This is a genomic window from Maritimimonas sp. 2205BS37-2, from assembly GCF_056591755.1.
In genome coordinates this window covers 45,728-69,927 of sequence record NZ_JBWQOI010000001.1, presented here as the reverse complement: position 1 = coordinate 69,927, position 24,200 = coordinate 45,728, and the positions used below count along the sequence as shown (strand labels likewise).

Below are 24,200 nucleotides of genomic sequence, written 5' to 3'. Positions count from 1 at the left end.
ATTATGGCTAGCTTATTTTTTCTTTAAAATTATGGTACTCAACTTACACAAAGATATTAATCGATTTTCTTCATCTTCAATTCGAATTTCCCATAGATGAGTAGTTCTACCTTTATGTAAGGCACTTGCAGTAGCAGTAACGTATCCATCTCGTATTCCTCTAATATGATTCGCTGAAATTTCCATGCCTCTAACCATTTGTTTTTCCATATCTATATTTAATACCGAAGCAAAACTACCAACAGTTTCTGCCAATGCCACACTTGCTCCGCCATGTAAAACACCATCTGGTTGATGTACTTTGGGAGTTACCGGCATTTTAGCCACTACTTTGTCTTTATGGGCTTCTAAAAATTCTATACTTAGCGTTTCCATGAGTGTATTTTTAGAAACCGCATTCATCATTTCTAATATTTTACTTTTTTCTGTCATAAAATGTAACGGATTAAAATATAAAAACTATCGTTTTTATGACGCTAAAATAGCTAACTTTGCGCAGAATTAGAACTGTACATGATCTATAAACTTCGTATCATATTAGACACTGAGCAAGATGTGATTAGAGAAATTGCGATTCACAAAGAAAATTCTCTAGAAGATTTGCATAATGCCATTACAAATGCCTTTGGTTTTGATGGCTCTGAAATGGCTTCATTTTTTACAACTGATGATAATTGGAATCAAGGAGAAGAAATTCCATTATTCGACATGAGTGAAAATGGCGATGCATTAACTATGCAACATATTTTACTTTCTGAAATTATTGATGAGCAAAAATCGAAGCTTATTTATGTTTATGACTTTTTCTCCATGTGGTCATTTTTTGTAGAATTGGTTGATATTAATGACGACTATAGTGAACATGAGCTTCCCTTATTATTATTGTCTTTAGGAAATGTGCCCGATAAAGCTCCTGAAAAAGAATTTAAAAGTGAGCACATTGACGACATTTCTAATGTGAAAAATGATGATTTTAATATTGACGAATTAGATTTCGACAATTTTGACGACCTGATGAATTAATCTATTTCATCACTTACAACTTCATAATAATTACTGCTCTTAATGAAATTCTCTTATTGCCGTTGTTATAAAATAGCAAGGGAATTTATGAAATAATGTTACAATTTTTAACTTTCGTCGTCATACTATACAACAACCAAAACAATCTTATCCTTGGAAACAATCTTATCTCTTAAAAGCCTTGATAAAAAATTCGGAAAAGTCCATGCTGTTAATAATTTATCATTCGATATAAAGAAAGGCAATGTATATGGCATCTTGGGGCCCAATGGGAGCGGAAAGTCAACTACTTTGGGAATTATTTTAAACGTAGTAAATAAAACCTCTGGCGATTTTAGTTGGTTTGACGGAACCATTTCTACTCACAATGCCTTGAAGAAAGTTGGTGCTATCATTGAAAGGCCAAATTTCTATCCATACATGACAGCTACTCAAAATCTTAGATTAATTTGTAAGATTAAAGGAGTGCCTCATGATAAGATTGATGAGAAATTAAAAATCGTTAACCTTTACGAAAGAAAAGATAGTAAATTTAAAACCTATTCATTAGGAATGAAGCAACGTTTGGCTATTGCTTCGGCATTGCTAAATGATCCTGAAATATTGATCTTAGATGAGCCTACAAATGGATTGGACCCTCAAGGTATTCACGAGATTCGTAAAATTATTAAGGAAATTGCTTCTAATGGTACAACTATTTTATTAGCATCACACTTGTTGGACGAAGTTGAGAAAGTATGTTCTCATGTAGTTGTTATCCGTAAAGGGAAAAAATTATATGACGGGCGCGTAGATGAAATCGTAGCCACATCGGGATTCTTTGAATTAAACACAGAAAATGGAGAAGACAAACTCAAAGAATTGTTAGAACAGCATAAATCTATAAGTACTGTAAAACATGAAGAGGGTAAATTAATTGCTACGCTAAATGAAGAGTTATCGGCTGCGGAGATCAATGAATACCTATTTAAAAATGGCGTGGTCCTTTCACATTTGGTGAAACGTAAACCAAGCTTAGAACAACAATTCTTAACCTTAACCAACAACAACTAATCAACCATGTTACGACTTTTAGATATAGAATTTCATAAATTAAAACACAATCGAGCGAGTAGAGTTTTATCAATTATTTACTTTGCTTTATTAACATCTATCGCCCTTATCGCGGCAATTAAATTTGACATTGGGCCCGTTAAATTTCATCTAGCAGATCAAGGAATTTTTAACTTTCCATATATCTGGCACTTTAATACGTTTATGGCGGCCATTTTTAAGTTCTTCTTATTATTAGTGATCGTTTCTATGATGGCCAATGAATACAGTAATAAGACCTTAAAGCAGAACCTCATAGACGGATTGAGTAAGAAAGAATTTATTCTATCAAAATTCTATACTGTTTTAGCCTTTGCAGCCATTTCTACAGTTTTTGTTTTCATTGTATCATTAATTTTAGGGTACTCTTATTCTGATTATAACGAATTTGCAATTGTATTTTCTGATCTTGAATACCTATTTGCCTTTTTCTTAAAACTGGTAGGTTTCTTTTCTTTTGGTTTATTTATGGGTATTTTGGTAAAACGATCTGCTTTTGCCGTAGGAGGTATTTTAGTTTGGTTTTTTGCTGAAAGTATCTTCAAGGGATTTTTATATTGGAAATTTAAAGACAATGATTTTGGAGATATTGGTGACAAAGTGAATCAGCTTATGCAGTTCTTACCTTTAGAGTCAATGGCTAATCTTATTAAAGAACCTTTTACGCGTCTAAATGCAGTACAAAGTGTAGCAAAACAAGTGGGGGAAGACCTATCAAAAGATTTCTCAGTACAATTTACGGATATGATCATTGTATCAGCTTGGACCTTCATCTTTATCTATCTGTCATACCGATTATTGAAGAAAAGAGACCTATAAATGGCTGTATGTACTTCTTAATAAAAACATCATAAAAGAAAGAGCATTGCCCCTAACCTAGCAATGCTCATCTTTTTACTAACCCAAATAAATATGTAATTTATGAATACCACAAATTTAAGTGGTATCATAATTCTTTTTGTTAACCCAGTTTTAAAAAAGCGTCTTTTAATATTCAGTTAATGTTAAAATTAATATGCAGTATTAACTAAATATTAATTCGTTGCACGTTCTTAAATAAAATAGTTCAGTTATTTTTGTAGAATGCAGTTTACACTAGAATCTGATTTTAAACCAACCGGCGATCAACCTGAAGCAATTAGACAATTAAGTGAAGGGATTTCTTCTGGTGATGATGGTCAAACTTTATTAGGCGTTACCGGATCAGGTAAGACCTTTACCGTTGCGAACGTGGTACAAGAAATACAACGCCCAACACTTGTCTTAGCACACAATAAAACTTTAGCCGCTCAGCTATATTCAGAGTTTAAACAGTTCTTTCCCAACAATGCCATTGAGTATTTCGTTTCTTACTATGACTATTATCAACCTGAAGCATATATTCCTGTTTCAGGTACTTATATTGAAAAAGATCTATCTATCAATGATGATATTGAGCGCTTGCGTTTAAGCACAACATCTTCGCTACTTTCTGGTCGTCGAGATGTATTAGTGGTAGCATCCGTTTCTTGTTTATATGGTATCGGAAACCCAATAGAGTTCAAAAAGAATGTAATCTCTATCGAAGTTGATCAAAAACTTCCACGCACCAAATTTTTGCATCAATTAGTTCAAAGTCTTTATTCGCGTACTGATTTTGAAATTAAGAGTGGCACCTTTAAAGTAAAAGGTGATACAATCACGGTCTTTCCATCTTATGGTGATTATGGTTATCGAATTCATTTTTTTGGTGACGAAATCGAAGAAATTGAAAGTTTTGACATTGTTAATAATAAGATCATTGAAAAATATAGTAAACTGAATATCTATCCAGCAAATCTATTTGTGACTTCACCAGATGTATTGCAACAAGCCATTCATAGTATTCAGGAAGACTTGATGAAACAAGTAGATTATTTTCATGAAATCGGAAAACATTTAGAAGCGAAACGTCTTAAAGAAAGAACCGAGTTTGATTTAGAAATGATACGTGAATTGGGTTATTGCTCAGGTATTGAAAATTATTCACGTTACCTCGATGGTCGAGATGCAGGAACGCGACCGTTCTGCTTATTAGATTATTTTCCAGATGACTATTTAATGGTGATTGATGAAAGTCATGTAACCATACCACAAGTACATGCCATGTATGGAGGTGATAGATCACGAAAGGAGAATCTAGTGGAATACGGTTTTCGATTACCTGCCGCAATGGATAACAGGCCTTTGAAATTCGAAGAATTCGTAGCGCTACAAAATCAGGTTATTTATGTAAGTGCCACACCTGCAGATTATGAATTGCAAAAAACAGAAGGCGTTTTTGTAGAGCAGGTAATTAGACCTACAGGGCTATTAGACCCAGAAATTGATGTACGCCCTAGTTTAAATCAGATTGATGACCTCATCGAAGAAATTCAGCAGCGAGTAGAAATAGATGAACGCGTTTTGGTAACTACATTAACGAAGCGAATGGCTGAAGAACTTACTAAATATCTTAGTAGAATTCAAATTCGATGTCGCTATATACATAGTGATGTTGATACGCTTGAGCGCGTAGAGATCATGCAAGATCTGCGTAAAGGTTTATTTGATGTATTGATTGGTGTTAATCTTTTGCGTGAAGGACTGGACTTACCGGAAGTTTCATTGGTGGCAATATTAGATGCTGATAAAGAAGGATTCTTACGTAGTCATCGCTCCTTAACGCAAACCGTAGGGCGTGCAGCACGAAATGTAAATGGTAAAGCTATTATGTATGCTGATAAGATCACGAACAGCATGCAATTAACAATCGATGAAACCAATAGACGTCGTGAAAAGCAAATAGCCTATAATACAGCTAATAATATTACACCAAAGCAGATTAAAAAGAATATTGACGATAGTCTAACAAAAAATAATATCACTTCTTATCATTATGATGCAGCGGCATTAAAAGCTGCAGAACAAGATTTAGAATACTTACCTAAGCCGGAAATCGAAAAGCGTATTAGAGATCGTCAAAAATTAATGGAAGAAGCCGCTAAAGCTTTGGACTTTATTGCTGCTGCTCAGTTACGTGATGAGATTAAGGTGTTAAAGGAACAATTGTAATCATCACAGGAAAAAACCTTTTAAAAAAACAGGAAAAAGCCTATTCAAATTAAGGGTTTTCCCTCTTGAATATTATACCCATTCGAGCTTAATTTTGAAGGAGTACTAGTCAAACCCCCTTCAAAGATGAAAAACCTCATTATAATACTTTTTATATGTTTTCATCTTTTTCACACTACTACATATTCTCAAGATCCAAAAAAAGAACAGAAAAAGACATACACCTTCTTTGATAATGCATTAATAGGAAGTACTGTCTATAGTCTTGAATTTAAATACCAAAACAACTCGTTTATAATCAAAATAACTTTACCAGATACTTCTAAAGTTCACACCACTAAAAGATTTGATACCAACGCTAACGAAAATATCTATTTAAACGGATTAGTAAAAGAAATTCATCATGGATTCGGAACCGGCCTTACAATAGAAAATGTAGAACATGAACAAAAATCACAAATCATTAGCACTTTTAAAAGAAATAATAACAGGTATAGAGAAGCCGTTTTGAATGAACTTGATGAAGAACTTAGAACCGCAAAACTTGTTGATGAAGATGAAATTGAATACTCCGGCAAATTGAGACTTCATAAAAGAGTAAAGATTAAACCTATAGCGGTTTTTAAAAATGATGAAGTTGTTTATCTGGCTAATCTAAAAAAGGAAACTAAAAAATCAAATGAGGAAAATAATACTATTAAAAGGTCTCTACTGTCAAAAAACTACTATTACTACGATCGTAGCAAAAAAGAAGAAAAACAAATCAATTCTCTTTTTTTAGGAAATAAGCCTGAGCTATTAATAGATACCGTTTATATTAATTTCTTTAATAATAAGGCTTCAACAATTGTTATAGAAGCTACTGCACAATTCACAAAACATAATAAAAAGGTTATTATCTTTAATAAAGATTATAGCATTCCCCTTAGATATTTTAATAGAAGTGGTAGTGGTAGTACCCAAACTTTTTGGATAGATTCGGTAAAATATCAAATGGATTATAATGATGTGTTAGACTATATGTCTGATCAACATTTTAATTTTTCTATCGCAAATGCAGAAATAAAACTAGACACAGTAAATCATGATGAAAAAGTTATACAACGACGCTTTTTTGATTTTTTTACTGCAGTGATATTCACTGATTTATTGGGTTTTGATGGTTCCAACGACAATAACCTATTAAATGCACAAGCACGGCTTTTACTACCTCTTAATCAAAGAAACAAAAAGAAATGGACATGGATTCGTCAATTAACTACAGAATTAAATTTAGCATTATACAATGGTTTTGAAAATGATGCTCAGTTTATTAATATAGTAGATGGTAGTACATTCTCTCATTTTGACCTGTTGAGAAAAAATAACATGAACGGGAGATTAAATTTAGAACTCTTATCACATGAAGCTAAAGGTTTTTTCTCTTATATCTCTTTAGGTTATAACACAAATTTCTATAGAACAGGAATCAGGTTTACCAATACTACAATTGCCCAAGACAACGAAACTTCCTCACAAGTATTTTCATTTAGTCATGGCCCAACTTTGAATATAGAAATTAGACCTCAAACCAATTTTGGAGCTGATGTTGGAGTTAGTTTTGAAAACTTAAGCTATAACGATAGTGAGATTATAGATGGCAATACAGTTAGCTCACTTATGATCGATCAAGGTCACAACAAACTTATCTTTTTAAAGCATAATATTATTAATCTTAAAGCTGACTTTTATTGGCTAACTGATCCGAAAAAATCTAAAGGGGGTGTTTATGCCCGTTTAGGTGCGATTTATCATACAGAAAATTCTGATATCTACCCACAAGTGATGGTGGGCTACGCAACCAATTTAACCTCACTAGTTAATCGATTTAAAAAGAATAAATAACTTGACTAATTATGGAATTACTTACAAGTTTAAAAAACCTACCTAAGTGGATTTACATTACGTTAGCTATTTTATTAATATTTAGCATTTTGATTATTGCCGGGTATCGTTTTAGAACCTTTTTTGAATGTAAAAGCAAACATGCATTTGAACCTCTTGAAAATGCTTATAAAAAAGAAAGAGCCAAGACAAAAGAACAATCAACTTTAAGCAGTGATGAGATAAGACTTTTACTATCGAAGTTAGATATAATGGAAGAAAAGAAAAATCATCACAAATTCATTTTAGTTGAAGTTTATAAAAATTATTATTCGGGAGTTACTATTTTCCCCTGGCTTACGGGAATCGCTGCTGTCTTATCTTTTTTTGTTGCACAGAAAGGGTGGAATTTGACTGAACCCATTATTAAAAATTTACTCATATTTTTTATCGCGCTTTCTGCTTTGTATGGTTTGTTTCCAACCATTTTCAAACAGGTAGATACCATTAATAAAAACTTCGATAGTTATCAAGGTTATAATAGGTTACAAAAACAAATATTCGATTATTCATCAACTCCCCCCTATCTATATGGGAAAGAATTTAAAGACTTTCGAAGTTTCGTTGATACCATAAACAAACAAGAGGCATTACTCAATACGATTCATTTTGGATTAGAGCATAAAGGAATTGATAAGGACTTATTACAAAGTCTTAATAAATAAACCAAAGATTAAATCATGCTTGAAATTAACTGTAAAAATCTTAACCATGATTGATAGAAAGAAAATAACCAAATACGCAAAAGACAGATATAGTGAAACGAGAAAAAGAATTGAAGAGCACACTCATGACTTAGAAGAAAATATTGAACTAGATAATTTAAGGGTTAATTCTACACACATAATTAATATAATTCTTAGTACGCTATTGGTTATTATCGTTTTTGTGTTAAACCAGACCAAAGAAATTGTTTCTTTTTACCTTAATAACTTCAATAATGATCCTTTTATAACCACCTTTTTACTTTGTTTTATCAGCTTTTCTTTTTACACACTTAGCAAGTTTGTACAAATTCAAAGAAATGAGCTTAAAGAAAAAAGTAGTAATAACACTCCTTTACCAGACAAAGATGGGCTTTGGATGGTATTTAGCTATCTTATCATTCCTATTGGTCTTGCATTTGGTCTTTTGTGTTTTGTTATTTTTTATAAAAAAGCTAGTGTTTTTCCTTTTTTAAGTATTCTAACATTATTGTTATGCGCTGCAAGTTTTTACTTTTTAATTCCAAACAATAAAGTTAAATCTGAACATGTAGATAAATACCGCTCAAAAATAAAAAATGTAGTTAAGCTGCTAGCTCTCATAAATTTAATACTAATTATTACATATATTTCTATGACTCATGGCGATGGGTTTGAAAACAAAATTGGCATTGGTTCCATTGATATATTATTAATGTCTATAATTACATTAAGAGGTTTATTTGCTTTAATCTTTTATTTATATGCCAAATCGCCTAACCTTATTAACCTAGTAAAAAGAAAATCATCTTTTAAGCCTAAACAATTGATTCCGCTTACGTTATTATTACTGCTTTTGTTTTTCTTATTCGCCAACATTAATCCTTTCATGAAAGGGTATGAAAGCTTCGTTGAAATCGAAACCAAACCAACAAAAAATGAAAATAAAATACAGCGAATGCGGTTATCTACCTACATCAAAGAATGGCTTCTTAAAAGAAAAAACAATAATGAAAATATCTATTTAGTAGCCGGACAAGGTGGTGGATCACGAGCAGGTTTTTGGACTTCAGTCAGCTTAACCAATCTAGATTCATTAACCACTAAGAAAGGGAAGTCATCTTTTTATAATAACTGTTTAGCCATCTCAACAGTTTCTGGAAGCTCGGTTGGGGCGGCTGTATATTTAAATGCTAAGAAAAATAAATTAGCACAAAAAGACTCGAGCTCATTTGTAAACAAAGCCTCTTTAAAAAAATTCTTTAATCAAGACTATTTCAGTTCAAGTATAATGAGGATATTTTATATCAACCCCTTTCAAAAAATTTATCCTTTTAATGTGAATAGAAATGAACAATTAATGAATGAGGAGAATAACTATTTCTCTAAGTATTTTGGTGATCATTATTCATATAAAAGTGAGTTTCCAATAATACAAGAGAAAGATGTTGAAAATGACTCAACGTATTTAACCCCTTTGTTAATTCCAAACACCTACAATATTACTGAACGGAAAAAAAGTATTATTTCCCCTGTAAAAATATCAGATAGTACGAGTCACTACGAAGAATTGATGGAAAAACTAATTAATGAAAATAAAACTATAAGTACCGCACAGGCAGTAAACCTGAGCCAAATGTTTCCTGTTTTGAGTGCTAGTGCTACTTATAAAAATTGCCAATATTATGATGGCGGAGTATATGATAATTCAGGTCTTTCTACCATCAGAGATGTTTATTCTGTTTTGGTTCCATATCGAGACTTGATTAGTCCAAACAAAAAAATAATAATTATTTATCTACAAAATAGTGGAACCAATTCAGGTAAAATAGCAAAAAATAGTCTTGGCACATTGGTTTCAGCAATTACAGGAAGTATTTTTTCTGCCAATACCGAGAAACATCAAAAAAAATTGATCAAGAAAATTGGCAAATATGGAGATGTCTTAGATACTTTAATGCTTGATGGTAAAATTGTTTTGAACCGATGGATTAGTGAACAACATGCTGACTCTATGCTTACTGAGAATAATGGAGAGGTTGAAGATTTTATTAATGAAAATTTAACAAAATCAAAAAAGCAAAGAAGTTATCCTGCATTATTTAAAACGAATGTTTATTTCGGATTTGGCAAAAAAGATTTAAATGAAACTGGTAAAAACAACTTAAAAAATATAATTAATGATATTTTACCTCATGGCGTAAGTTTAATAGGTTACACAGATGCGGTTGGAGATTCAGCAAAGAATAAATCTTTAGGTTTAGAACGGGCACAAGAAATTAAAAAGCTTCTCATAGAAGAAGGAATTAACGAGAATATCATTCAAGAAAATTTTGGAAAAATAATTGGCCAAAAGAAAGATCCTGAAAAAAAACGACAACTTTATAGAAGGGTAGAAGTTATATTCAATTATTATGAATCAAAAAACGGTTATTTTCCTGAACCAGTCCCTTCTCTTAATTAAAATTAATCTATGAAAAAAATTGCAATAATAATAGGGCATAATCAACATCATCAAGGAGCACAATCGATAATCCCTATTAATCGATCAGAATTTGACTTCAATAGTGAATTAGCTCAAAAAATGACTCAAAACGCAGTTAACTTTTCTTTTCAGTTAAAAATATTTAATAGACATTTTAAAAATTCTTATTCAAAAGAAATCAAAGAGGTCTATAAAAAAGTAGATCTATGGAAGGCAGATTATTCTATAGAGTTGCATTTTAATTCAGCCGTATTTACAGTTTCAGGCAGCGAAGTACTTACAAGTGGAAGTGCAAAGTCTAAAAAATTCGCTAGACTTATACAAAATGAGCAAGTAAAGCTATTCAATCGGTCAAAAAAAGAAAATAGAGGTGTAAAAGTGAGAAAAAAAGGCTCTCGAGGTTATTTAGCATTGGTTTCAGGCAAAGCACCGGCAATAATTGTAGAACCTTTTTTTGGTTCTAATAGAAAAGATTGTGACCTTATGAATACCATTGGAATCAACAAACTAGCCATTTCGTATTTGAATGCGATCGATTTGCTCTAGAATGAGTCATTATGATAGATATATAGAGTTGGCCAAAATCTCCAAAGCAGTCTATCCTGGTCCTGTTAATCAAAAAATCCTCTATTACAAGGCCAAATCAATGGAAATGCAAAAAATTGTTTTCGGATCATATGGTAAAGGCTTCTGCAGAATCTTTTGGAATGCTGATGTAGTTATTTTTGCTTTTCGAGGAACTCGAGATCTAGACGACTGGTTTGTATCAAATTTTAGATTGTTCCCCGAGAAATTAAAAAATTGCACCAAGAACCTTCAAACAATTAGAGTTCATCGAGGGTTTCAACAAACATTAATTAATTACAAGGATAAACCTACTGAAAAAAGAAGCATAGAAGCAATATGGCATTATATTTTAGAACATAATTTGTTCAACGGTAGAAAAATTATGATAACCGGACATTCTTTAGGCGGAGCTTTGGCATTACTTTTTGCGATTAACTTATTTAATAAATTTAAAAATTACGCGCTAGCAAATACTCAAGAAGTAGTTACCTTCGGGTCACCGGCGGTAGGTTTGAAGGGTTTCAAAAATTATTATGATAGTTTTAGAATAAAAACAACAAGAATAGTTAACGGATCTGATATCGTTCCATTTACACCTCCATTTTTTTATTGGCATGTAGGAACCCAATTATGGATTGGTGATAAAAACATCAAAGATAACTTTAGATGGCCTTCTAGATTGGCATATGCCCTTAATTTACCTTTAAGACAATTTCTAACGAATCATTCAATAGAGCATTATATAGAAAGTTTACAAGCGATCAATAATAGCTCTGAATTATAAAATAATTATTAACTAAATATTGTTTCTTCTTATGAATTTCAAAGAATTTTTAGAGAAAATTAATTCTCATACGAAATCAATTTATCAAAATGATATTAATCAGATAACTGAAAATGGAAAAATTGTTATTTGGTTTTTAAGCTTTGCAGGTGGTGGCTTGCTTTTTAGTTTTAATAAATATACCATGATCAAAAAAAAGGATTTGGATCTTATTACTATACAAGCAATTTTATTTATAATAATTTTAATGCTAGGAGTTATTCATAGATATATAACTAAGACGTATAATAATAAGGCAATTCAAATAATGAGAATGTTTGATTTTTTAACTATAGAATTCAACCTCATTAAAAATAATGATTTACAAAATGACCTTGAAAATGACAAGGAAGAAGAGAAAATAGATGTCATATTTTCGAACTATGTGAATGGGGAATATTTTAACGATAGTGATCAGAAATTATTTGATAAAACGATACGAAAGCAATCCAATAGTTACAAGGTAAACTTTCTTTTAAGTATCATTATTATACTATTAGTTTTAACTCAATTTATATTCTTTTTTGTAATGCTAACAAGAATGTAAAATAAAAATTCTTCATTAATCGCCAGACTGTATCTATAACCTTCATAGGTCATCATCTGGTGTCAAATGGACTCAAAATAAAGGATTCAATACTTGCTATTTTACACACCAAGGAAGTTAAAATTAACTGTCAAAAATTTACTTCTGCCAGTGTTAAGTTTGTTAAAAATTAATGCTCGAAGCAACTAAGGCTTTAGAATTTATAGCTATTACTTAGCTACCAATGAGTGAAACTTCAAAGCTTTTAAACAAATTTCAACTTCTTTAAAAAATGGGTACCTTCGGGTTTTACTTTTTTAACATGAAGCTCCTTAAAAAAATTATAGCTCTTTTTCTAATAATAGTTATCGCCTTTGTTGCCCATATTTTAATTACCACAGGCTTCTTTAGAACTATTGAAAATAAATTTGATGGTGAGATAATTCAAAGAATTCCAATTCCGGGTGCAGAGGATATTACAATAAGCACTATTGATAGTTTTGCAATTATTTCAGCTACAGCAAGACAGTCATTACCCAAAAAACAAGAAGAACACGGTGGCCTGTATTATCTAGATCTAAGGAACAATAAATATCAACCTATTCATTTAACTTCTAGCTTTAAAAAACCTTTTGCACCACACGGTATTTCTATGATCAAAATAGATAGTACTTATAAAATATTGGCTATAAATCATACCTCAACAGGTCATTCTATAGAAGTTTTTAAACTTCACAATAAAAACTTAAAACACATAAAAACTTTAGAACATGCTACGATGATTAGCCCCAATGACCTTGTTATGATAGATGCAAATCGGTTTTATTTTACAAATGATCATAAATACACCAAGGGTTTTGGTAGATTGCTAGAGGATTATGCTGGTTTATCAATCTCAAATGTAATGTATTTCGATGGTGAAAACTACGCTAAGGTTGCGGGCGGCATTTCTTATGCAAATGGTATTAATTATAACGCTAAGCGCAATCTGCTTTTTGTTGCTTCACCACGAAAGTTTTTGGTGAAAGTGTATCAAAGAAATACTGATGGAACCTTAGAATTTATTGAAAATATTGATTGCAAAACTGGTGTTGATAATATAGAGTTTGATACTAAAGGCAATTTATGGATCGGGGCACATCCTAATTTATTGCGATTCGCTTCCTACGCCAAAGGAAAAAAAGAAACTTCTCCATCAGAGATTATTAAAATTGACTACCGAAATATAGGAGATTATACCGTTGAACAAATCTACGTTGAAGATGGTAGCGAAATGTCTGGATCTACCGTTGCCGCTCCTTTTGGTAATCTTATCTTAACCGGTAATGTGATGGATGATGCGTTTCTAATCTTAAAAAGAAAAGATTAATTTATGAAAGCTGCCACCATAAAAGAATTAAAAACAGAACTTCAATATCGATCTAAAGAAGAACTACTTGAGCAATGCCTTAGATTAGCCAAATTCAAAAAAGAAAATAAAGAATTACTTACATATTTGTTATTTGAATCAGATAATGAAGCTAGATATATTGAAAGCATAAAACATGAGATGGATGAGCAGTTTGAAATGATAAATACTAAAAGCTATTTCTATATCAAAAAAAGTGTTCGTAAAATACTAAGATTAGTTAAAAAATACATTCGCTACTCAAAAAATAAAGAGACCGAAGTAGAACTACTATTATATTTTTGCGAAGCTTTAAAAGAAATGAATCCTTCTATTGCTAGAAATCAAACGTTAATCAATATTTTTAATCGGCAAATACTTGCGATCAGAAAATTAATTACTACCCTTCACGAAGATCTAAGGCATGATTATACCGTTGAATTAGAAGAACTATTATCAAAATAAAAAAGCCTGTTAAGAGTCATTATCCATATTTGCGGTTATTTTCGTATTATCGTACTCCTAAAATTAGATCCATGAGAAAAATACTTTTGGCTGTAAGTGCAACAACGTTACTTATAGCATGCGGTACTTCTAAAACTACAACAACAACGAAAGCACCGGAAGCTAAACCCAAACAAAATGTCAATTATTTTGCAAATACAATCACAGCAGAAGAATTAAAAGAAGCCTTGTATACTTATGCCTCTGATGAATTTCAGGGACGCGAAACTGGTGAACCCGGTCAGAAAAAAGCAGTGGAATATCTAAAGAATTACTATATCTCTTTAGGGGTTCCTTCTCCGAAAAGTGATGGTAATTATTTTCAAAAAGTTCCACTTGAAAAATTAAGTCCACCAGACATGACGTTAAAAATTAATAATTCTGACTTTAAACCTATTGACGATTTTGTTTCTGTAACCGAAGGTGAAAACGGTGAAATAAGTATCGACGATATTGCCTATGTTGGATATGGAATCGATGCCGAAAATTATTCTAACTATAATGATCTAGATGTTTCAGGAAAATTTGTACTTATCAAAGCCGGAGAACCTAAAAAAGAGGATGGTACTTTTGTTATTTCAGGATCTAATGAAGCATCACAATGGTCAACAAATCAACAATATCGCGCTAAAAGGCAAATTGCCTTGAGTAAAGGCGCCAAGGGAATCTTATTCTATGCCCCTAAAATCTATTCTTTTGTGGCAAATCAATATGGTAAAGGTGGTCAAATAAGCTTGAAGGCAGATGCTGCCACTGAAAAAATGTACTATTTCTTTGTGAATTCATCGATCGCAAAAGCAATTGAAAAAAATGTTGACACCGATATTAGTTCTAAAATAATTAAGGCTCCTTTAGCATTAAGTTATAAAAGCAATACAAAGTCAATTGATTCTGAGAATGTGGTTGCCTTTATAAAAGGAACTGAAAAGCCTGAGGAGATCATTGTAATTTCTTCTCACCTAGATCACGAAGGTGTAAAAGGTGAAGACATCTACAATGGTGCTGATGATGATGGTTCTGGAAGTGTAGCCATGTTAGAAATTGCAGAAGCCTTTAAAGCTGCTATTGAAAATGGGCAAGCCCCTAAAAGATCAATTCTATTCTTACATGTTACCGGTGAAGAAAAAGGGCTACTAGGCTCACGTCATTATACAGACAATGATCCCATTTTCCCGCTTGCCAATACCGTAGCGAACTTAAATATTGATATGATAGGTCGTACTGATCCAAAAAGAACAACTGGAGATAGAAACTATATATACCTTATTGGAAGCGATAAATTAAGTACTGAATTACATAATTTGTCTGAAGAAGTAAATAAAGACTGCTGTAATGTAGAGCTTGACTACAAGTATAACGATGAAAATGATCCGAATCGATTTTACTATAGGTCTGACCATTACAATTTTGCTAAGAACAATATTCCTGTAATATTTTATTTTAACGGAACGCATGCCGATTATCATAAACCAACAGATACTCCTGATAAAATTGAATATGATCTTTTAGAAAATAGAACACGCTTAATATTTCATACGGCATGGGAATTAGCAAATCGAGAAAGCAGAATTGTAGCGGATAAAGCAGATAAAAAAACAGAATAATAAATTACTTGTATACGTAATAAAGAACCCTGCTAATTGCAGGGTTCTTTATTTTATAATATCATATGTCTTAAATTAAAATAACGAAATAACCTTAGTAAAATTAACCTTGCTTCAAAATTACTGTAACAAAGTTCAATTTGACCGCGTCTATCTAAATAACTACCTACTTTAATCTAATTTTATGAAGAAAACCGCGTTCATTCTTATCACACTAGTGATACCATTATCAATGGCTGCTCAAATAGAAACTATATTTAATAAGTCATTATTTTACAAATCTCCAGAAGCTGTTCAAGAGAAAATAAAGGTCAATGCTGAAACCATAGAAATAGTAAATGTAAAAAAACCAAGTTTTCCATTGGCTAACAAGACTGAAACCCATTTAATTTGCACTAATCTTAAAACCGAAAATGGCATTATAAAAAAAGTGGCATTTACTTTTTCAGATGGCAAGTTAAATTATATTGAAGCGCGAGGTAATGCCATTGAAGTGATAATCAATCAAAGAAAAGATACTGCCAAAAGTTACTTGGATTATAAGGTATACTTTTCTGAGTTGATCTTCGGAGATACCAAAAATGATATTGTTTGGATGTTAACAAAAGAAGCAACGCATCCCAATTTGTTCACTTGGCAGAATCCTTACCTAACATCAATTACAGCACAACCGAAATATGAACAATCAGCCAAAATTCCTGACTTTATTGAAATGGGAGGGAATATAGAAAAGTTGTCACCAATTTTCAAATCAAAAAGTGCATTCATGCATACGCAGCAATTAGATGGTTCTGACCCAAATGCACAAGTACAACTTAATTGTTTTGGCATTGAATATGCGGGATTTCCAAGAAAAATGGAAGCACGTTTTGGAAATGGAAAATTAAATGTGGTTTGGATTTTAACAGGAAAGGGAGAAGAAAATAGAATTAGGCAAAAATTAATAGCTATTTATGGAAACCCTATTTTTAAAAACGAGCACTGGGAAATCTTTAATAATTGGCAGGTTGGACTTCGTAAGGATAAGCCAGAAGTATTACTTCTTACTAAAGAGTTAGGCCAGCATTATAAAAAAGAATATTTTAAACAATAAAAAAATCCCGCTTTGCGCGGGATTTTTATTTCTATTTAGTTAGTTCTAATTAGTTACCTTTTCTGTAATCTGCTAAGAATTTTTCTAAACCAATATCCGTTAAAGGATGCTTTAATAAACCATCAATGGCGCTTAATGGTCCTGTCATAACATCGGCACCAATTTTCGCACAATCCATAATATGCATTGTATGGCGAATAGAAGCTGCTAATATTTGTGTATCGAATCCATAATTATCATAAATTAAACGAATCTCTTGAATCAAGCCTAAACCATCTGTAGAGATATCATCTAAGCGACCAATAAATGGTGATACATATGTGGCTCCTGCCTTTGCTGCTAAAAGTGCTTGGCCAGCTGAAAACACCAAAGTACAATTGGTTTTAATTCCTTTACTAGAGAAATATTTTAAAGCTTTTACACCATCTCTAATCATAGGAACTTTCACCACAATTTGGGGGTGTAATTTAGCTAGGGCTTCTCCTTCTTTAATTATACCTTCAAGATCCGTAGAGATCACTTCGGCGCTAACATCTCCATCTACAATTTCGCATATATTCTTGTAATGATTTAAGATATTCTCTTCTCCCGTAATCCCTTCTTTAGCCATTAAAGATGGATTTGTTGTTACACCATCTAAAACGCCTAACTCTTGCGCCTCTTTTATCTGGTCTAAATTAGCTGTATCAATAAAAAATTTCATTGTGTTGTTTAAAGTTTTATTTAAAGTTGAGCAAATATACTGCTTCTCTAAAAGTTGCTAAAAGGATAACGAACAAATTATTAACATGTTATACAGTAACACTATGCGAGCACAATATTGCCTTTAAAAGCTATCAATGATTATAGCTTATAATGATTCATTAATAGCTTTTCGTAAATTTTATCTGGAAGAATGCGTTTTAGAACTATCGAAAACTTTTCCATGAATGCCCCAACTTTATAATGCACCTTAGGATTTTCTGTTTTAATTATTTTATAAACGGTTTTGGCCATTTCATTTGGATTCATCCCTGAATCGACATGAGTGTCCATTAGCGCCAAATTTGCGGCATATTTTTCTTTATATGCAGAATCGTTAAAAACCGGAGTATGATAGCGTCCTGCTGCAATATTTGTTGCAAAATCACCTGGTGCCACGTTAACTGCTTTGATTCCAAATTCACTAATTTCCATTCGCATGGCTTCCGTAACTAATTCTAGCGCTCCTTTTGTAGCAGAATAAATTCCTCTAAAAGGTAAACCCATGTAGCCAGCAATTGAGGTTACATTAATAATGAGTCCAGACTTTTGCCTTCTCATAAAGGGCACTACAGCTTTCATTACTTCTATGGCTCCAAAAAAATTAGTTTCAAAAACGCGGCGCATTTCATCGGTGGGAGTATCTTCTATAGGCCCGGTAATTCCCATACCTGCATTATTTACCAAGATATCGAGTTTCCCTTCTTTCTCAATAACTGTATCAATTGCACCTTTAATACTAGATGTATTGGTTACATCTAAAGCAACAAGTTTAAAATTAGTTTCAGTTAACTTATTTGGGTTTCTACTGGTTCCATATACAGTCATCCCTTTATCTGAAAGGAATTCGGCAATACTTTTTCCAATTCCTGAAGAAGCGCCAGTAATCAAAACTACTTTAGACATAATAGATTCATTTGCCGCAAATGTAACAAATTGAATGATTGTGGTACTAATGAAGTGAAAATAGAAAGGTAGTAAAATAAAAAATGGCAAGCGACCTACATCACACCGCTACGACCTAATACCTTTGCTGCATTCCTGCCCTGGAGGATTCAAAGGGAGCTGGTTGTGTAGGACTTGCCGGTGCAAATTTACAACCTATTTCTAATTTTTCAATGATTTTTGCTCTTTTTTAATTGTTTAATAAATCGCAAAAATTAAGTGTCTAACTCTTAAATAATTATATTTGTTTAACTCAAAAAATTTAACTCAATGGAAAATCAACAAAACCCAACAAAAGGCATTGCTTTAACCTATGGTATCTACCTCGCGGTGGCATCCGTTATTCTTCATGTTGCATTATTTGCAATGGGAAAACACCTCGAACAAGATTGGAAAATAACTGTTTTGGGCATAGCAATTACAGCTGTATTAATTGTATTAGGTATAAAAAAATACAAAGAAGCAAATGGAGGTTTACTAACTTTAGGGCAAGGCCTTAAAACAGGAATAGCTATTGCACTGATTAGTGCAATTATTTATATAATCTACACACAACTATTTCTAAACGTTATTGCCCCTGATACTATGGAGCAAGGTTTAGAATTAGCCCGTCAAAAACTTGAAGATAACCCTAACATGAGTGAAGAACAAATTGAAGGTGCTCTCGAAATGCAAAAAAAATTTTCGTCACCGGCAATTTTATCGGCTGTTATGCTAATTTTTAGTTTATTCATTGGTTTTGTTATATCTTTGATCGCTTCTGCAGCTATGCAGAAAAAAGAAGAATATTAAAATCTTTCAAGATATATGGATATATCGGTAGTAATACCGTTACTTAACGAAGAAGAATCTTTACAAGAATTATATGATTGGATTGCACGTGTGATGCAATCCAATCAGTTTTTATATGAAGTTATTTTTATAGACGACGGTAGTACCGATCGCTCATGGCAAATCATAGAAGAACTATCAGATAAAAATACACATGTAAAAGGAATTAAATTCCAAAAGAACTACGGTAAATCTCAAGCTCTGAATATCGGTTTTAAGGAAGCTCAAGGTAATGTGGTAATTACTATGGATGCTGATCTTCAAGACAGCCCTGATGAAATTCCAGAACTCTATGAACTTATTGCTAAAGATGGATATGATCTAATCTCTGGATGGAAGAAAAAACGCTATGACTCTAAGATTAAGAAAAACCTTCCCTCTAAATTATTTAACGCCGCAGCGCGTAAAACGTCTGGGTTAAAACTGCACGATTTCAATTGCGGTTTAAAAGCATACAAAAAAGAAGTTGTAAAAAATGTAGATGTATACGGAGAAATGCATCGCTATATTCCAGTTTTAGCCAAAAACGAAGGGTTTCATAAAATTGGTGAAAAAGTAGTACAACATCAGGCTCGAAAATATGGAGTTACCAAATTTGGAATGGATCGTTTTATTAATGGATTTCTTGACCTCATTTCCATTTGGTTTCTATCTCGTTTTGGTAAGCGACCTATGCATTTATTTGGTTTATTAGGTAGTCTAATGTTTATTATAGGGTTTTTATTTGCGCTTTACCTCGGTATTGATAAATTAGTTCTAAACCCCACAGGGCGATTAATTACAGAACGACCGCAATTCTACATTTCGTTGGCAGCAATGATCTTAGGTACACAGCTATTCTTAGCTGGATTTCTAGGAGAGCTTATTTTAAGAAGTAAACGTGATTCCACGCGCTATAAGGTTAGCGAAACAACCAACTTATAAAAATCATCATCTGCATACTTAATTATGAAGACAGCATTTATTCTAATTGGCTCTTTTTTAATACTTATTACTTCATGTGCTTCCACCAATATTGAAAAGGAAATACCAAAGTGTATCCAAGAAAAAATTGATGAATTCAAGAAGCAAAAAGTTGCAAATCCGCCCATAAGTGTCTATAAATATACATATCGAGATAAAGATGTCTACTATGTATCTGCCCCATGTTGTGATAGATTTACAATACTTTATGACAAAAATTGTAATGTTGTATGTTATCCTAGCGGAGGAATAACCGGAAAAGGTGATGGAAAATGTAGTGATTTCTTTACAAAAAGAACCGAAGAAAAATTAATTTGGAAAGACGCTAGAGAGCCTTAGAGAAAGCTAAATTTACTACATTTGCCTTAAAATTCAGAAAATCATTTATGGAAGAGAATCAAATTTTAGAAAAAGCTAAAAGTTGGCTTCAACAGCCTTTTGATGCTATAACTCAACAAAAAGTTCAAACCTTAATCGATAACAATTCATCAGATCTTTTTGATAGCTTTTATAAAGACACTGAATTTGGCACCGGAGGTATGCGTGGCATTATGGGAGCTGGTTCTAATAGAATTAATAAATACACTTTAGGTAGGGCCACTCAAGGTCTATCTAATTATTTGCACAAGTGTTTTCCAAATAAAGAATTAAAAGCGGCTATTGCCTATGATTGCCGACATAATAGTAAAGAATTTGCACAGATTGTAGCCGGCATATTTTCGGCTAATAATATTAAAGTATACTTATTTGAAGATTTAAGACCGACGCCTGAATTATCTTTTACTGTACGCCATTTAAAATGTGATGTTGGTATTGTATTAACTGCCTCTCACAATCCTCCAGAATATAATGGTTATAAAGTTTATTGGAATGATGGCGGGCAAATAGTACCTCCAGAAGATAAAGAGATCATTAATGAAGTAAACAATGTAGACTTTTCTGAAATAAAATTTGTTGAAAACACTTCTTTAATTGAAAAAATAGGTAAAAAAATTGACAGCGAATTTATAAAAGCATCCGTTGAGAATGGAACTTTTGGCATACCAAATAAGGGCAAGCTAAAAATTGTATTTACCCCATTACACGGCACATCAGTAATTTCAATACCAACAGCATTAAAAAAAGGTGGATTTTCTGATGTAACCATTGTTAAAGAACAAAAAAAACCAGATGGTAATTTCCCTACGGTTGCTTCGCCAAACCCTGAGGAGCCTGAAGCTTTAAAAATGGCAACGGATTTAGCAGAAAAGATTGGAGCTGATATTGTAATAGGAACTGACCCAGACTCTGACCGATTAGGAATTGCAGTACGCGATCTTAATGACAAGTTATTACTGCTTAATGGTAATCAAACCATGAGTATCATGACCGACTTCTTGCTAAAACAGTGGTATGAGAGCAGTAAACTAAACGGTGGTCAGTTTGTGGCTTCAACAATAGTTTCTACCAATTTGGTTAACGAAATTGCCAAAAGCTATAATGTTGAAACCAAAGTTAGCTTAACTGGTTTTAAATGGATTGCTAAAATGATTCGCGATTTTGATCATTTAGAATTTATTGGCGGTGGTGAGGAAAGTTTTGGGTATATGGTTGGTGATTTTATACGTGATAAAGATGCGGTTACAGCTACTTTATTAGCCTGTGAAATTGCAGCGAATGCTAAGAATAATAATTCAACCATCTATAAAGAACTTATTAACTTATACTTAAAGCATGGGTTTTATAAAGAGCACTTAATTTCTATTGTAAAAAAGGGTGCAGATGGTGCACAAGAGATTCAGCAAATGATGGCTGACCTACGTAAAAATCCGCTAAGAGAAATAGACGAATCTAAAGTTGAATACCTATTCGATTATCAAGCATCAGTCTGCCAAAATTTACTTACTGGCGAAAAAACTGACATTGATCTGCCAAAATCGAATGTTTTAATCTATCAAACGCAAGATGGCACAAGAGTTGCCGCTAGACCAAGTGGAACCGAGCCTAAAATAAAATTCTATTTTAGTGTAAATCTTCCATTAGATGATTTAGAGAATTTAATGCCTACTGAACGTTTGCTTGAGCAAAAGATTGAGCGCATTATCAAAGAAATGAAGTTACATTAATGAACTATTTTAAAAAGATTTTTCGTTTTGCATTACCTTATAAAACCTATGGAATACTAAACATAATCTGTAACATTTTTTATGCATTGTTCAGTGCACTTTCTTTTATAGCATTGATTCCAATGCTTGATATTCTATTTGAAAAAGATAAGGCTAAACCTATAGTAGAGCCCATTTATTCTGGTATTTCCAACATTAAAGATTTTTTTAAAGAATACCTTGCCTACCATGTAAATCAGTATGCACAAGATGATGCTTCTAAAGCATTGTTCTTAGTAATTAGCTTGGTAATTATATTATTCTTATTAAAGAATATATTCAATTATTTGGCCATGTATTTTATTACTTTTTTAAGAAATGGTGTATTGAAAGATTTGCGAAATGTACTCTATGAAAAAACAGTGGAACTGCCCCTCTCCTATTTTTCTGAAAAACGTAAAGGTGATATAATGGCTAGAATTGGTACCGATGTTCTAGAAATTCAACATTCATTTTTATCAATTTTAGAATTGATAGTAAGAGAACCTCTTACCATTATCTTCACAATTGTAATGATGCTTTTAATAAGTACAAAACTCACTTTGTTTGTATTTATTTTTATACCAATTTCGGGATTCATAATCTCGGCAATAGGTAAAAGCTTAAAACGAAAATCAGACAGAGTTCAAAAAGAGCAAGGCACTTTTCTTTCAACTTTAGAAGAAACGCTAGGCGGGCTCCGTATTATTAAAGGATTTAATGCCGAAAGTAAATTCAATAAGAAGTTTCAAGAATCTACTGGCCGTTTCTATAAGTTTTCAAACAAGTTGTTAAACCGCCAAAATCTGGCTTCACCAACGAGTGAATTTTTAGGTATCACTGTAATTGCTATATTATTATGGTATGGAGGGCGCATGGTATTAGTAGAAGGAAGTCTTGATGGAAGCTCGTTTATTGCATACATGGGTTTAGCATATAATATTTTAACTCCTGCAAAAGCCATCTCAAAAGCATCCTATGGAGTAAAACGAGGTAACGCTGCTGCAGAACGCGTACTTGAAATTATTGAAACTGAAAATCCATTAAAAGACAAGCCCAATGCTATCTATAAAGAGCATTTTGATCAAGAAATAAAATTTGAAGACATTACCTTTAAGTATGAAGAAGAGAATGTACTTGAAAATTTCTCATTAGTTATCCCTAAAGGAAAAACGGTTGCATTAGTTGGTCAATCTGGTAGTGGTAAATCGACCTTAGCTAATTTAATTACACGTTTTTATGATGTTAATCAGGGTAAAATAACCATTGATGGTGTCGATATAAGAGATTTAAAAATAGCTTCGCTACGCGAGCAATTGGGTATTGTGACACAAGATGCCATATTATTTAATGACACCATTAAAAACAATCTTTTATTAGGTGTTAAGGAAGCCTCAGATGAAGATATTATCAAAGCTTTAAAAGTGGCAAATGCTTGGGAATTTGTAAAAGACCTGCCGAACGGATTTGATACAAATATTGGCGATAGTGGTAATAAACTCTCTGGTGGACAAAAGCAGCGGTTAAGTATCGCAAGAGCCGTATTAAAGAATCCACCAATTATGATTTTAGACGAAGCAACATCAGCACTTGACACTGAATCTGAACGCCTTGTGCAAGATGCACTAGAAAAGATGATGCAAAATCGAACGTCAATTGTTATAGCACATAGACTATCAACAATACAAAAAGCCGATACTATTGTGGTTATGCAAAAAGGAAAAATAGTGGAGCAAGGTAAACATAAAGAGCTATTAGAGAAAGGCGGAGTTTATCAAAAATTAGTTGAAATGCAATCTCTTGCATAAAAGTAAA

Annotated in this window: 22 protein-coding genes and 1 other RNA gene; 19 read left to right on the top strand and 4 right to left on the bottom strand. The window is 32.4% G+C overall.

Annotated elements, in window-relative coordinates; genetic code table 11:
* Positions 1-12 precede the first annotated feature (12 nt).
* Positions 13-432, bottom strand: a complete 420-nt coding sequence (locus AC1EUU_RS00320) for a PaaI family thioesterase (RefSeq protein WP_480199377.1) — start codon at positions 430-432, stop codon at positions 13-15.
* Between the two features lie 81 nt (positions 433-513).
* Between AC1EUU_RS00320 and AC1EUU_RS00315 the strand changes: the two genes are divergently transcribed.
* The 14 genes from AC1EUU_RS00315 (at position 514) to AC1EUU_RS00250 (ending at position 16,782) form a co-directional block, all read left to right on the top strand.
* Positions 514-1,023 carry an IS1096 element passenger TnpR family protein gene (locus AC1EUU_RS00315; protein WP_480199376.1) on the top strand — a complete coding sequence of 170 codons (510 nt, stop codon included), beginning with the start codon at positions 514-516 and terminating at the stop codon, positions 1,021-1,023.
* Positions 1,024-1,176: 153 nt separating this feature from the next.
* Positions 1,177-2,076 carry an ABC transporter ATP-binding protein gene (locus AC1EUU_RS00310; RefSeq protein WP_480199375.1) on the top strand — a complete coding sequence of 300 codons (900 nt, stop codon included), beginning with the start codon at positions 1,177-1,179 and terminating at the stop codon, positions 2,074-2,076.
* Between the two features lie 6 nt (positions 2,077-2,082).
* Positions 2,083-2,934 carry an ABC transporter permease gene (locus AC1EUU_RS00305; protein WP_480199374.1) on the top strand — a complete coding sequence of 284 codons (852 nt, stop codon included), beginning with the start codon at positions 2,083-2,085 and terminating at the stop codon, positions 2,932-2,934.
* Between the two features lie 264 nt (positions 2,935-3,198).
* The gene (uvrB, locus tag AC1EUU_RS00300; protein ID WP_480199373.1) at positions 3,199-5,187 is read left to right on the top strand and encodes an excinuclease ABC subunit UvrB; all 1,989 of its coding nucleotides are present in this window, start codon (positions 3,199-3,201) and stop codon (positions 5,185-5,187) included.
* Between the two features lie 126 nt (positions 5,188-5,313).
* Positions 5,314-7,071: a hypothetical protein gene (locus AC1EUU_RS00295; RefSeq protein ID WP_480199372.1), complete on the top strand. Its 1,758-nt coding sequence runs from the start codon at positions 5,314-5,316 to the stop codon at positions 7,069-7,071.
* An 11-nt stretch (positions 7,072-7,082) separates the two neighbouring features.
* A complete protein-coding gene (locus AC1EUU_RS00290; protein ID WP_480199371.1) occupies positions 7,083-7,775 on the top strand; it encodes a hypothetical protein in 693 nt (230 codons plus the stop codon).
* Positions 7,776-7,821: 46 nt separating this feature from the next.
* Positions 7,822-10,257, top strand: a complete 2,436-nt coding sequence (locus AC1EUU_RS00285; RefSeq protein ID WP_480199370.1) for an OmpA family protein — start codon at positions 7,822-7,824, stop codon at positions 10,255-10,257.
* A 9-nt stretch (positions 10,258-10,266) separates the two neighbouring features.
* Entirely contained in the window at positions 10,267-10,824 is a 558-nt protein-coding gene (locus tag AC1EUU_RS00280) for an N-acetylmuramoyl-L-alanine amidase (RefSeq protein ID WP_480199369.1), read from the top strand.
* Positions 10,805-11,629: a lipase family protein gene (locus AC1EUU_RS00275; RefSeq protein ID WP_480199368.1), complete on the top strand. Its 825-nt coding sequence runs from the start codon at positions 10,805-10,807 to the stop codon at positions 11,627-11,629. Before AC1EUU_RS00280 ends, AC1EUU_RS00275 begins: the two co-directional genes overlap by 20 nt.
* 31 nt (positions 11,630-11,660) lie before the next feature.
* A complete protein-coding gene (locus AC1EUU_RS00270; protein ID WP_480199367.1) occupies positions 11,661-12,215 on the top strand; it encodes a hypothetical protein in 555 nt (184 codons plus the stop codon).
* A gap of 301 nt (positions 12,216-12,516) precedes the next feature.
* Positions 12,517-13,563, top strand: a complete 1,047-nt coding sequence (locus AC1EUU_RS00265) for an SMP-30/gluconolactonase/LRE family protein (RefSeq protein ID WP_480199366.1) — start codon at positions 12,517-12,519, stop codon at positions 13,561-13,563.
* A 3-nt stretch (positions 13,564-13,566) separates the two neighbouring features.
* Positions 13,567-14,046: a hypothetical protein gene (locus AC1EUU_RS00260; protein ID WP_480199365.1), complete on the top strand. Its 480-nt coding sequence runs from the start codon at positions 13,567-13,569 to the stop codon at positions 14,044-14,046.
* A 71-nt stretch (positions 14,047-14,117) separates the two neighbouring features.
* Positions 14,118-15,689 carry a M28 family peptidase gene (locus tag AC1EUU_RS00255; protein WP_480199364.1) on the top strand — a complete coding sequence of 524 codons (1,572 nt, stop codon included), beginning with the start codon at positions 14,118-14,120 and terminating at the stop codon, positions 15,687-15,689.
* A gap of 184 nt (positions 15,690-15,873) precedes the next feature.
* Positions 15,874-16,782, top strand: a complete 909-nt coding sequence (locus AC1EUU_RS00250; protein ID WP_480199363.1) for a hypothetical protein — start codon at positions 15,874-15,876, stop codon at positions 16,780-16,782.
* Positions 16,783-16,831: 49 nt separating this feature from the next.
* Here the strand turns inward: AC1EUU_RS00250 and fsa are convergent, their stop codons facing one another.
* From fsa to ffs, 3 genes are all read right to left on the bottom strand, one after another.
* Positions 16,832-17,485 (bottom strand): fructose-6-phosphate aldolase, encoded by a 654-nt coding sequence (fsa, locus tag AC1EUU_RS00245; RefSeq protein WP_480199362.1) that lies wholly within the window; start codon positions 17,483-17,485, stop codon positions 16,832-16,834.
* Positions 17,486-17,625: 140 nt separating this feature from the next.
* The gene (locus AC1EUU_RS00240) at positions 17,626-18,429 is read right to left on the bottom strand and encodes an SDR family oxidoreductase (RefSeq protein ID WP_480199361.1); all 804 of its coding nucleotides are present in this window, start codon (positions 18,427-18,429) and stop codon (positions 17,626-17,628) included.
* An 81-nt stretch (positions 18,430-18,510) separates the two neighbouring features.
* Positions 18,511-18,609: signal recognition particle sRNA small type (gene ffs / locus AC1EUU_RS00235), an RNA gene on the bottom strand.
* Between the two features lie 129 nt (positions 18,610-18,738).
* Here ffs and AC1EUU_RS00230 point away from each other — a divergent pair.
* The 5 genes from AC1EUU_RS00230 to AC1EUU_RS00210 are packed head-to-tail and all read left to right on the top strand — an operon-like array spanning position 18,739 to position 24,193.
* Positions 18,739-19,260 (top strand): DUF4199 domain-containing protein, encoded by a 522-nt coding sequence (locus AC1EUU_RS00230; protein ID WP_480199360.1) that lies wholly within the window; start codon positions 18,739-18,741, stop codon positions 19,258-19,260.
* Between the two features lie 15 nt (positions 19,261-19,275).
* Positions 19,276-20,223, top strand: a complete 948-nt coding sequence (locus tag AC1EUU_RS00225) for a glycosyltransferase family 2 protein (protein ID WP_480199359.1) — start codon at positions 19,276-19,278, stop codon at positions 20,221-20,223.
* 24 nt (positions 20,224-20,247) lie between these two features.
* A complete protein-coding gene (locus AC1EUU_RS00220; RefSeq protein WP_480199358.1) occupies positions 20,248-20,601 on the top strand; it encodes a DUF6970 domain-containing protein in 354 nt (117 codons plus the stop codon).
* 47 nt (positions 20,602-20,648) lie between these two features.
* Positions 20,649-22,367, top strand: a complete 1,719-nt coding sequence (locus AC1EUU_RS00215; protein WP_480199357.1) for a phospho-sugar mutase — start codon at positions 20,649-20,651, stop codon at positions 22,365-22,367.
* The gene (locus tag AC1EUU_RS00210) at positions 22,367-24,193 is read left to right on the top strand and encodes an ABC transporter ATP-binding protein (protein WP_480199356.1); all 1,827 of its coding nucleotides are present in this window, start codon (positions 22,367-22,369) and stop codon (positions 24,191-24,193) included. The genes AC1EUU_RS00215 and AC1EUU_RS00210 overlap by 1 nt, the downstream gene beginning before the upstream one ends.
* Positions 24,194-24,200: the final 7 nt, after the last annotated feature.

Excerpts from the sequence above, each read along its gene's own strand:
- AC1EUU_RS00320 (WP_480199377.1), bottom strand. The coding sequence starts at position 432 with ATGACAGAAAAAAGTAAAATATTAGAAATGATGAATGCGGTTTCTAAA.
- AC1EUU_RS00315 (WP_480199376.1), top strand. The coding sequence starts at position 514 with ATGATCTATAAACTTCGTATCATATTAGACACTGAGCAAGATGTGATT.
- AC1EUU_RS00305 (WP_480199374.1), top strand. The coding sequence starts at position 2,083 with ATGTTACGACTTTTAGATATAGAATTTCATAAATTAAAACACAATCGA.
- uvrB (WP_480199373.1), top strand. The coding sequence starts at position 3,199 with ATGCAGTTTACACTAGAATCTGATTTTAAACCAACCGGCGATCAACCT.
- AC1EUU_RS00295 (WP_480199372.1), top strand. The coding sequence starts at position 5,314 with ATGAAAAACCTCATTATAATACTTTTTATATGTTTTCATCTTTTTCAC.
- AC1EUU_RS00290 (WP_480199371.1), top strand. The coding sequence starts at position 7,083 with ATGGAATTACTTACAAGTTTAAAAAACCTACCTAAGTGGATTTACATT.
- AC1EUU_RS00285 (WP_480199370.1), top strand. The coding sequence starts at position 7,822 with ATGATTGATAGAAAGAAAATAACCAAATACGCAAAAGACAGATATAGT.
- AC1EUU_RS00280 (WP_480199369.1), top strand. The coding sequence starts at position 10,267 with ATGAAAAAAATTGCAATAATAATAGGGCATAATCAACATCATCAAGGA.
- AC1EUU_RS00275 (WP_480199368.1), top strand. The coding sequence starts at position 10,805 with ATGCGATCGATTTGCTCTAGAATGAGTCATTATGATAGATATATAGAG.
- AC1EUU_RS00270 (WP_480199367.1), top strand. The coding sequence starts at position 11,661 with ATGAATTTCAAAGAATTTTTAGAGAAAATTAATTCTCATACGAAATCA.
- AC1EUU_RS00265 (WP_480199366.1), top strand. The coding sequence starts at position 12,517 with ATGAAGCTCCTTAAAAAAATTATAGCTCTTTTTCTAATAATAGTTATC.
- AC1EUU_RS00260 (WP_480199365.1), top strand. The coding sequence starts at position 13,567 with ATGAAAGCTGCCACCATAAAAGAATTAAAAACAGAACTTCAATATCGA.
- AC1EUU_RS00255 (WP_480199364.1), top strand. The coding sequence starts at position 14,118 with ATGAGAAAAATACTTTTGGCTGTAAGTGCAACAACGTTACTTATAGCA.
- AC1EUU_RS00250 (WP_480199363.1), top strand. The coding sequence starts at position 15,874 with ATGAAGAAAACCGCGTTCATTCTTATCACACTAGTGATACCATTATCA.
- fsa (WP_480199362.1), bottom strand. The coding sequence starts at position 17,485 with ATGAAATTTTTTATTGATACAGCTAATTTAGACCAGATAAAAGAGGCG.
- AC1EUU_RS00240 (WP_480199361.1), bottom strand. The coding sequence starts at position 18,429 with ATGTCTAAAGTAGTTTTGATTACTGGCGCTTCTTCAGGAATTGGAAAA.
- AC1EUU_RS00230 (WP_480199360.1), top strand. The coding sequence starts at position 18,739 with ATGGAAAATCAACAAAACCCAACAAAAGGCATTGCTTTAACCTATGGT.
- AC1EUU_RS00225 (WP_480199359.1), top strand. The coding sequence starts at position 19,276 with ATGGATATATCGGTAGTAATACCGTTACTTAACGAAGAAGAATCTTTA.
- AC1EUU_RS00220 (WP_480199358.1), top strand. The coding sequence starts at position 20,248 with ATGAAGACAGCATTTATTCTAATTGGCTCTTTTTTAATACTTATTACT.
- AC1EUU_RS00215 (WP_480199357.1), top strand. The coding sequence starts at position 20,649 with ATGGAAGAGAATCAAATTTTAGAAAAAGCTAAAAGTTGGCTTCAACAG.
- AC1EUU_RS00210 (WP_480199356.1), top strand. The coding sequence starts at position 22,367 with ATGAACTATTTTAAAAAGATTTTTCGTTTTGCATTACCTTATAAAACC.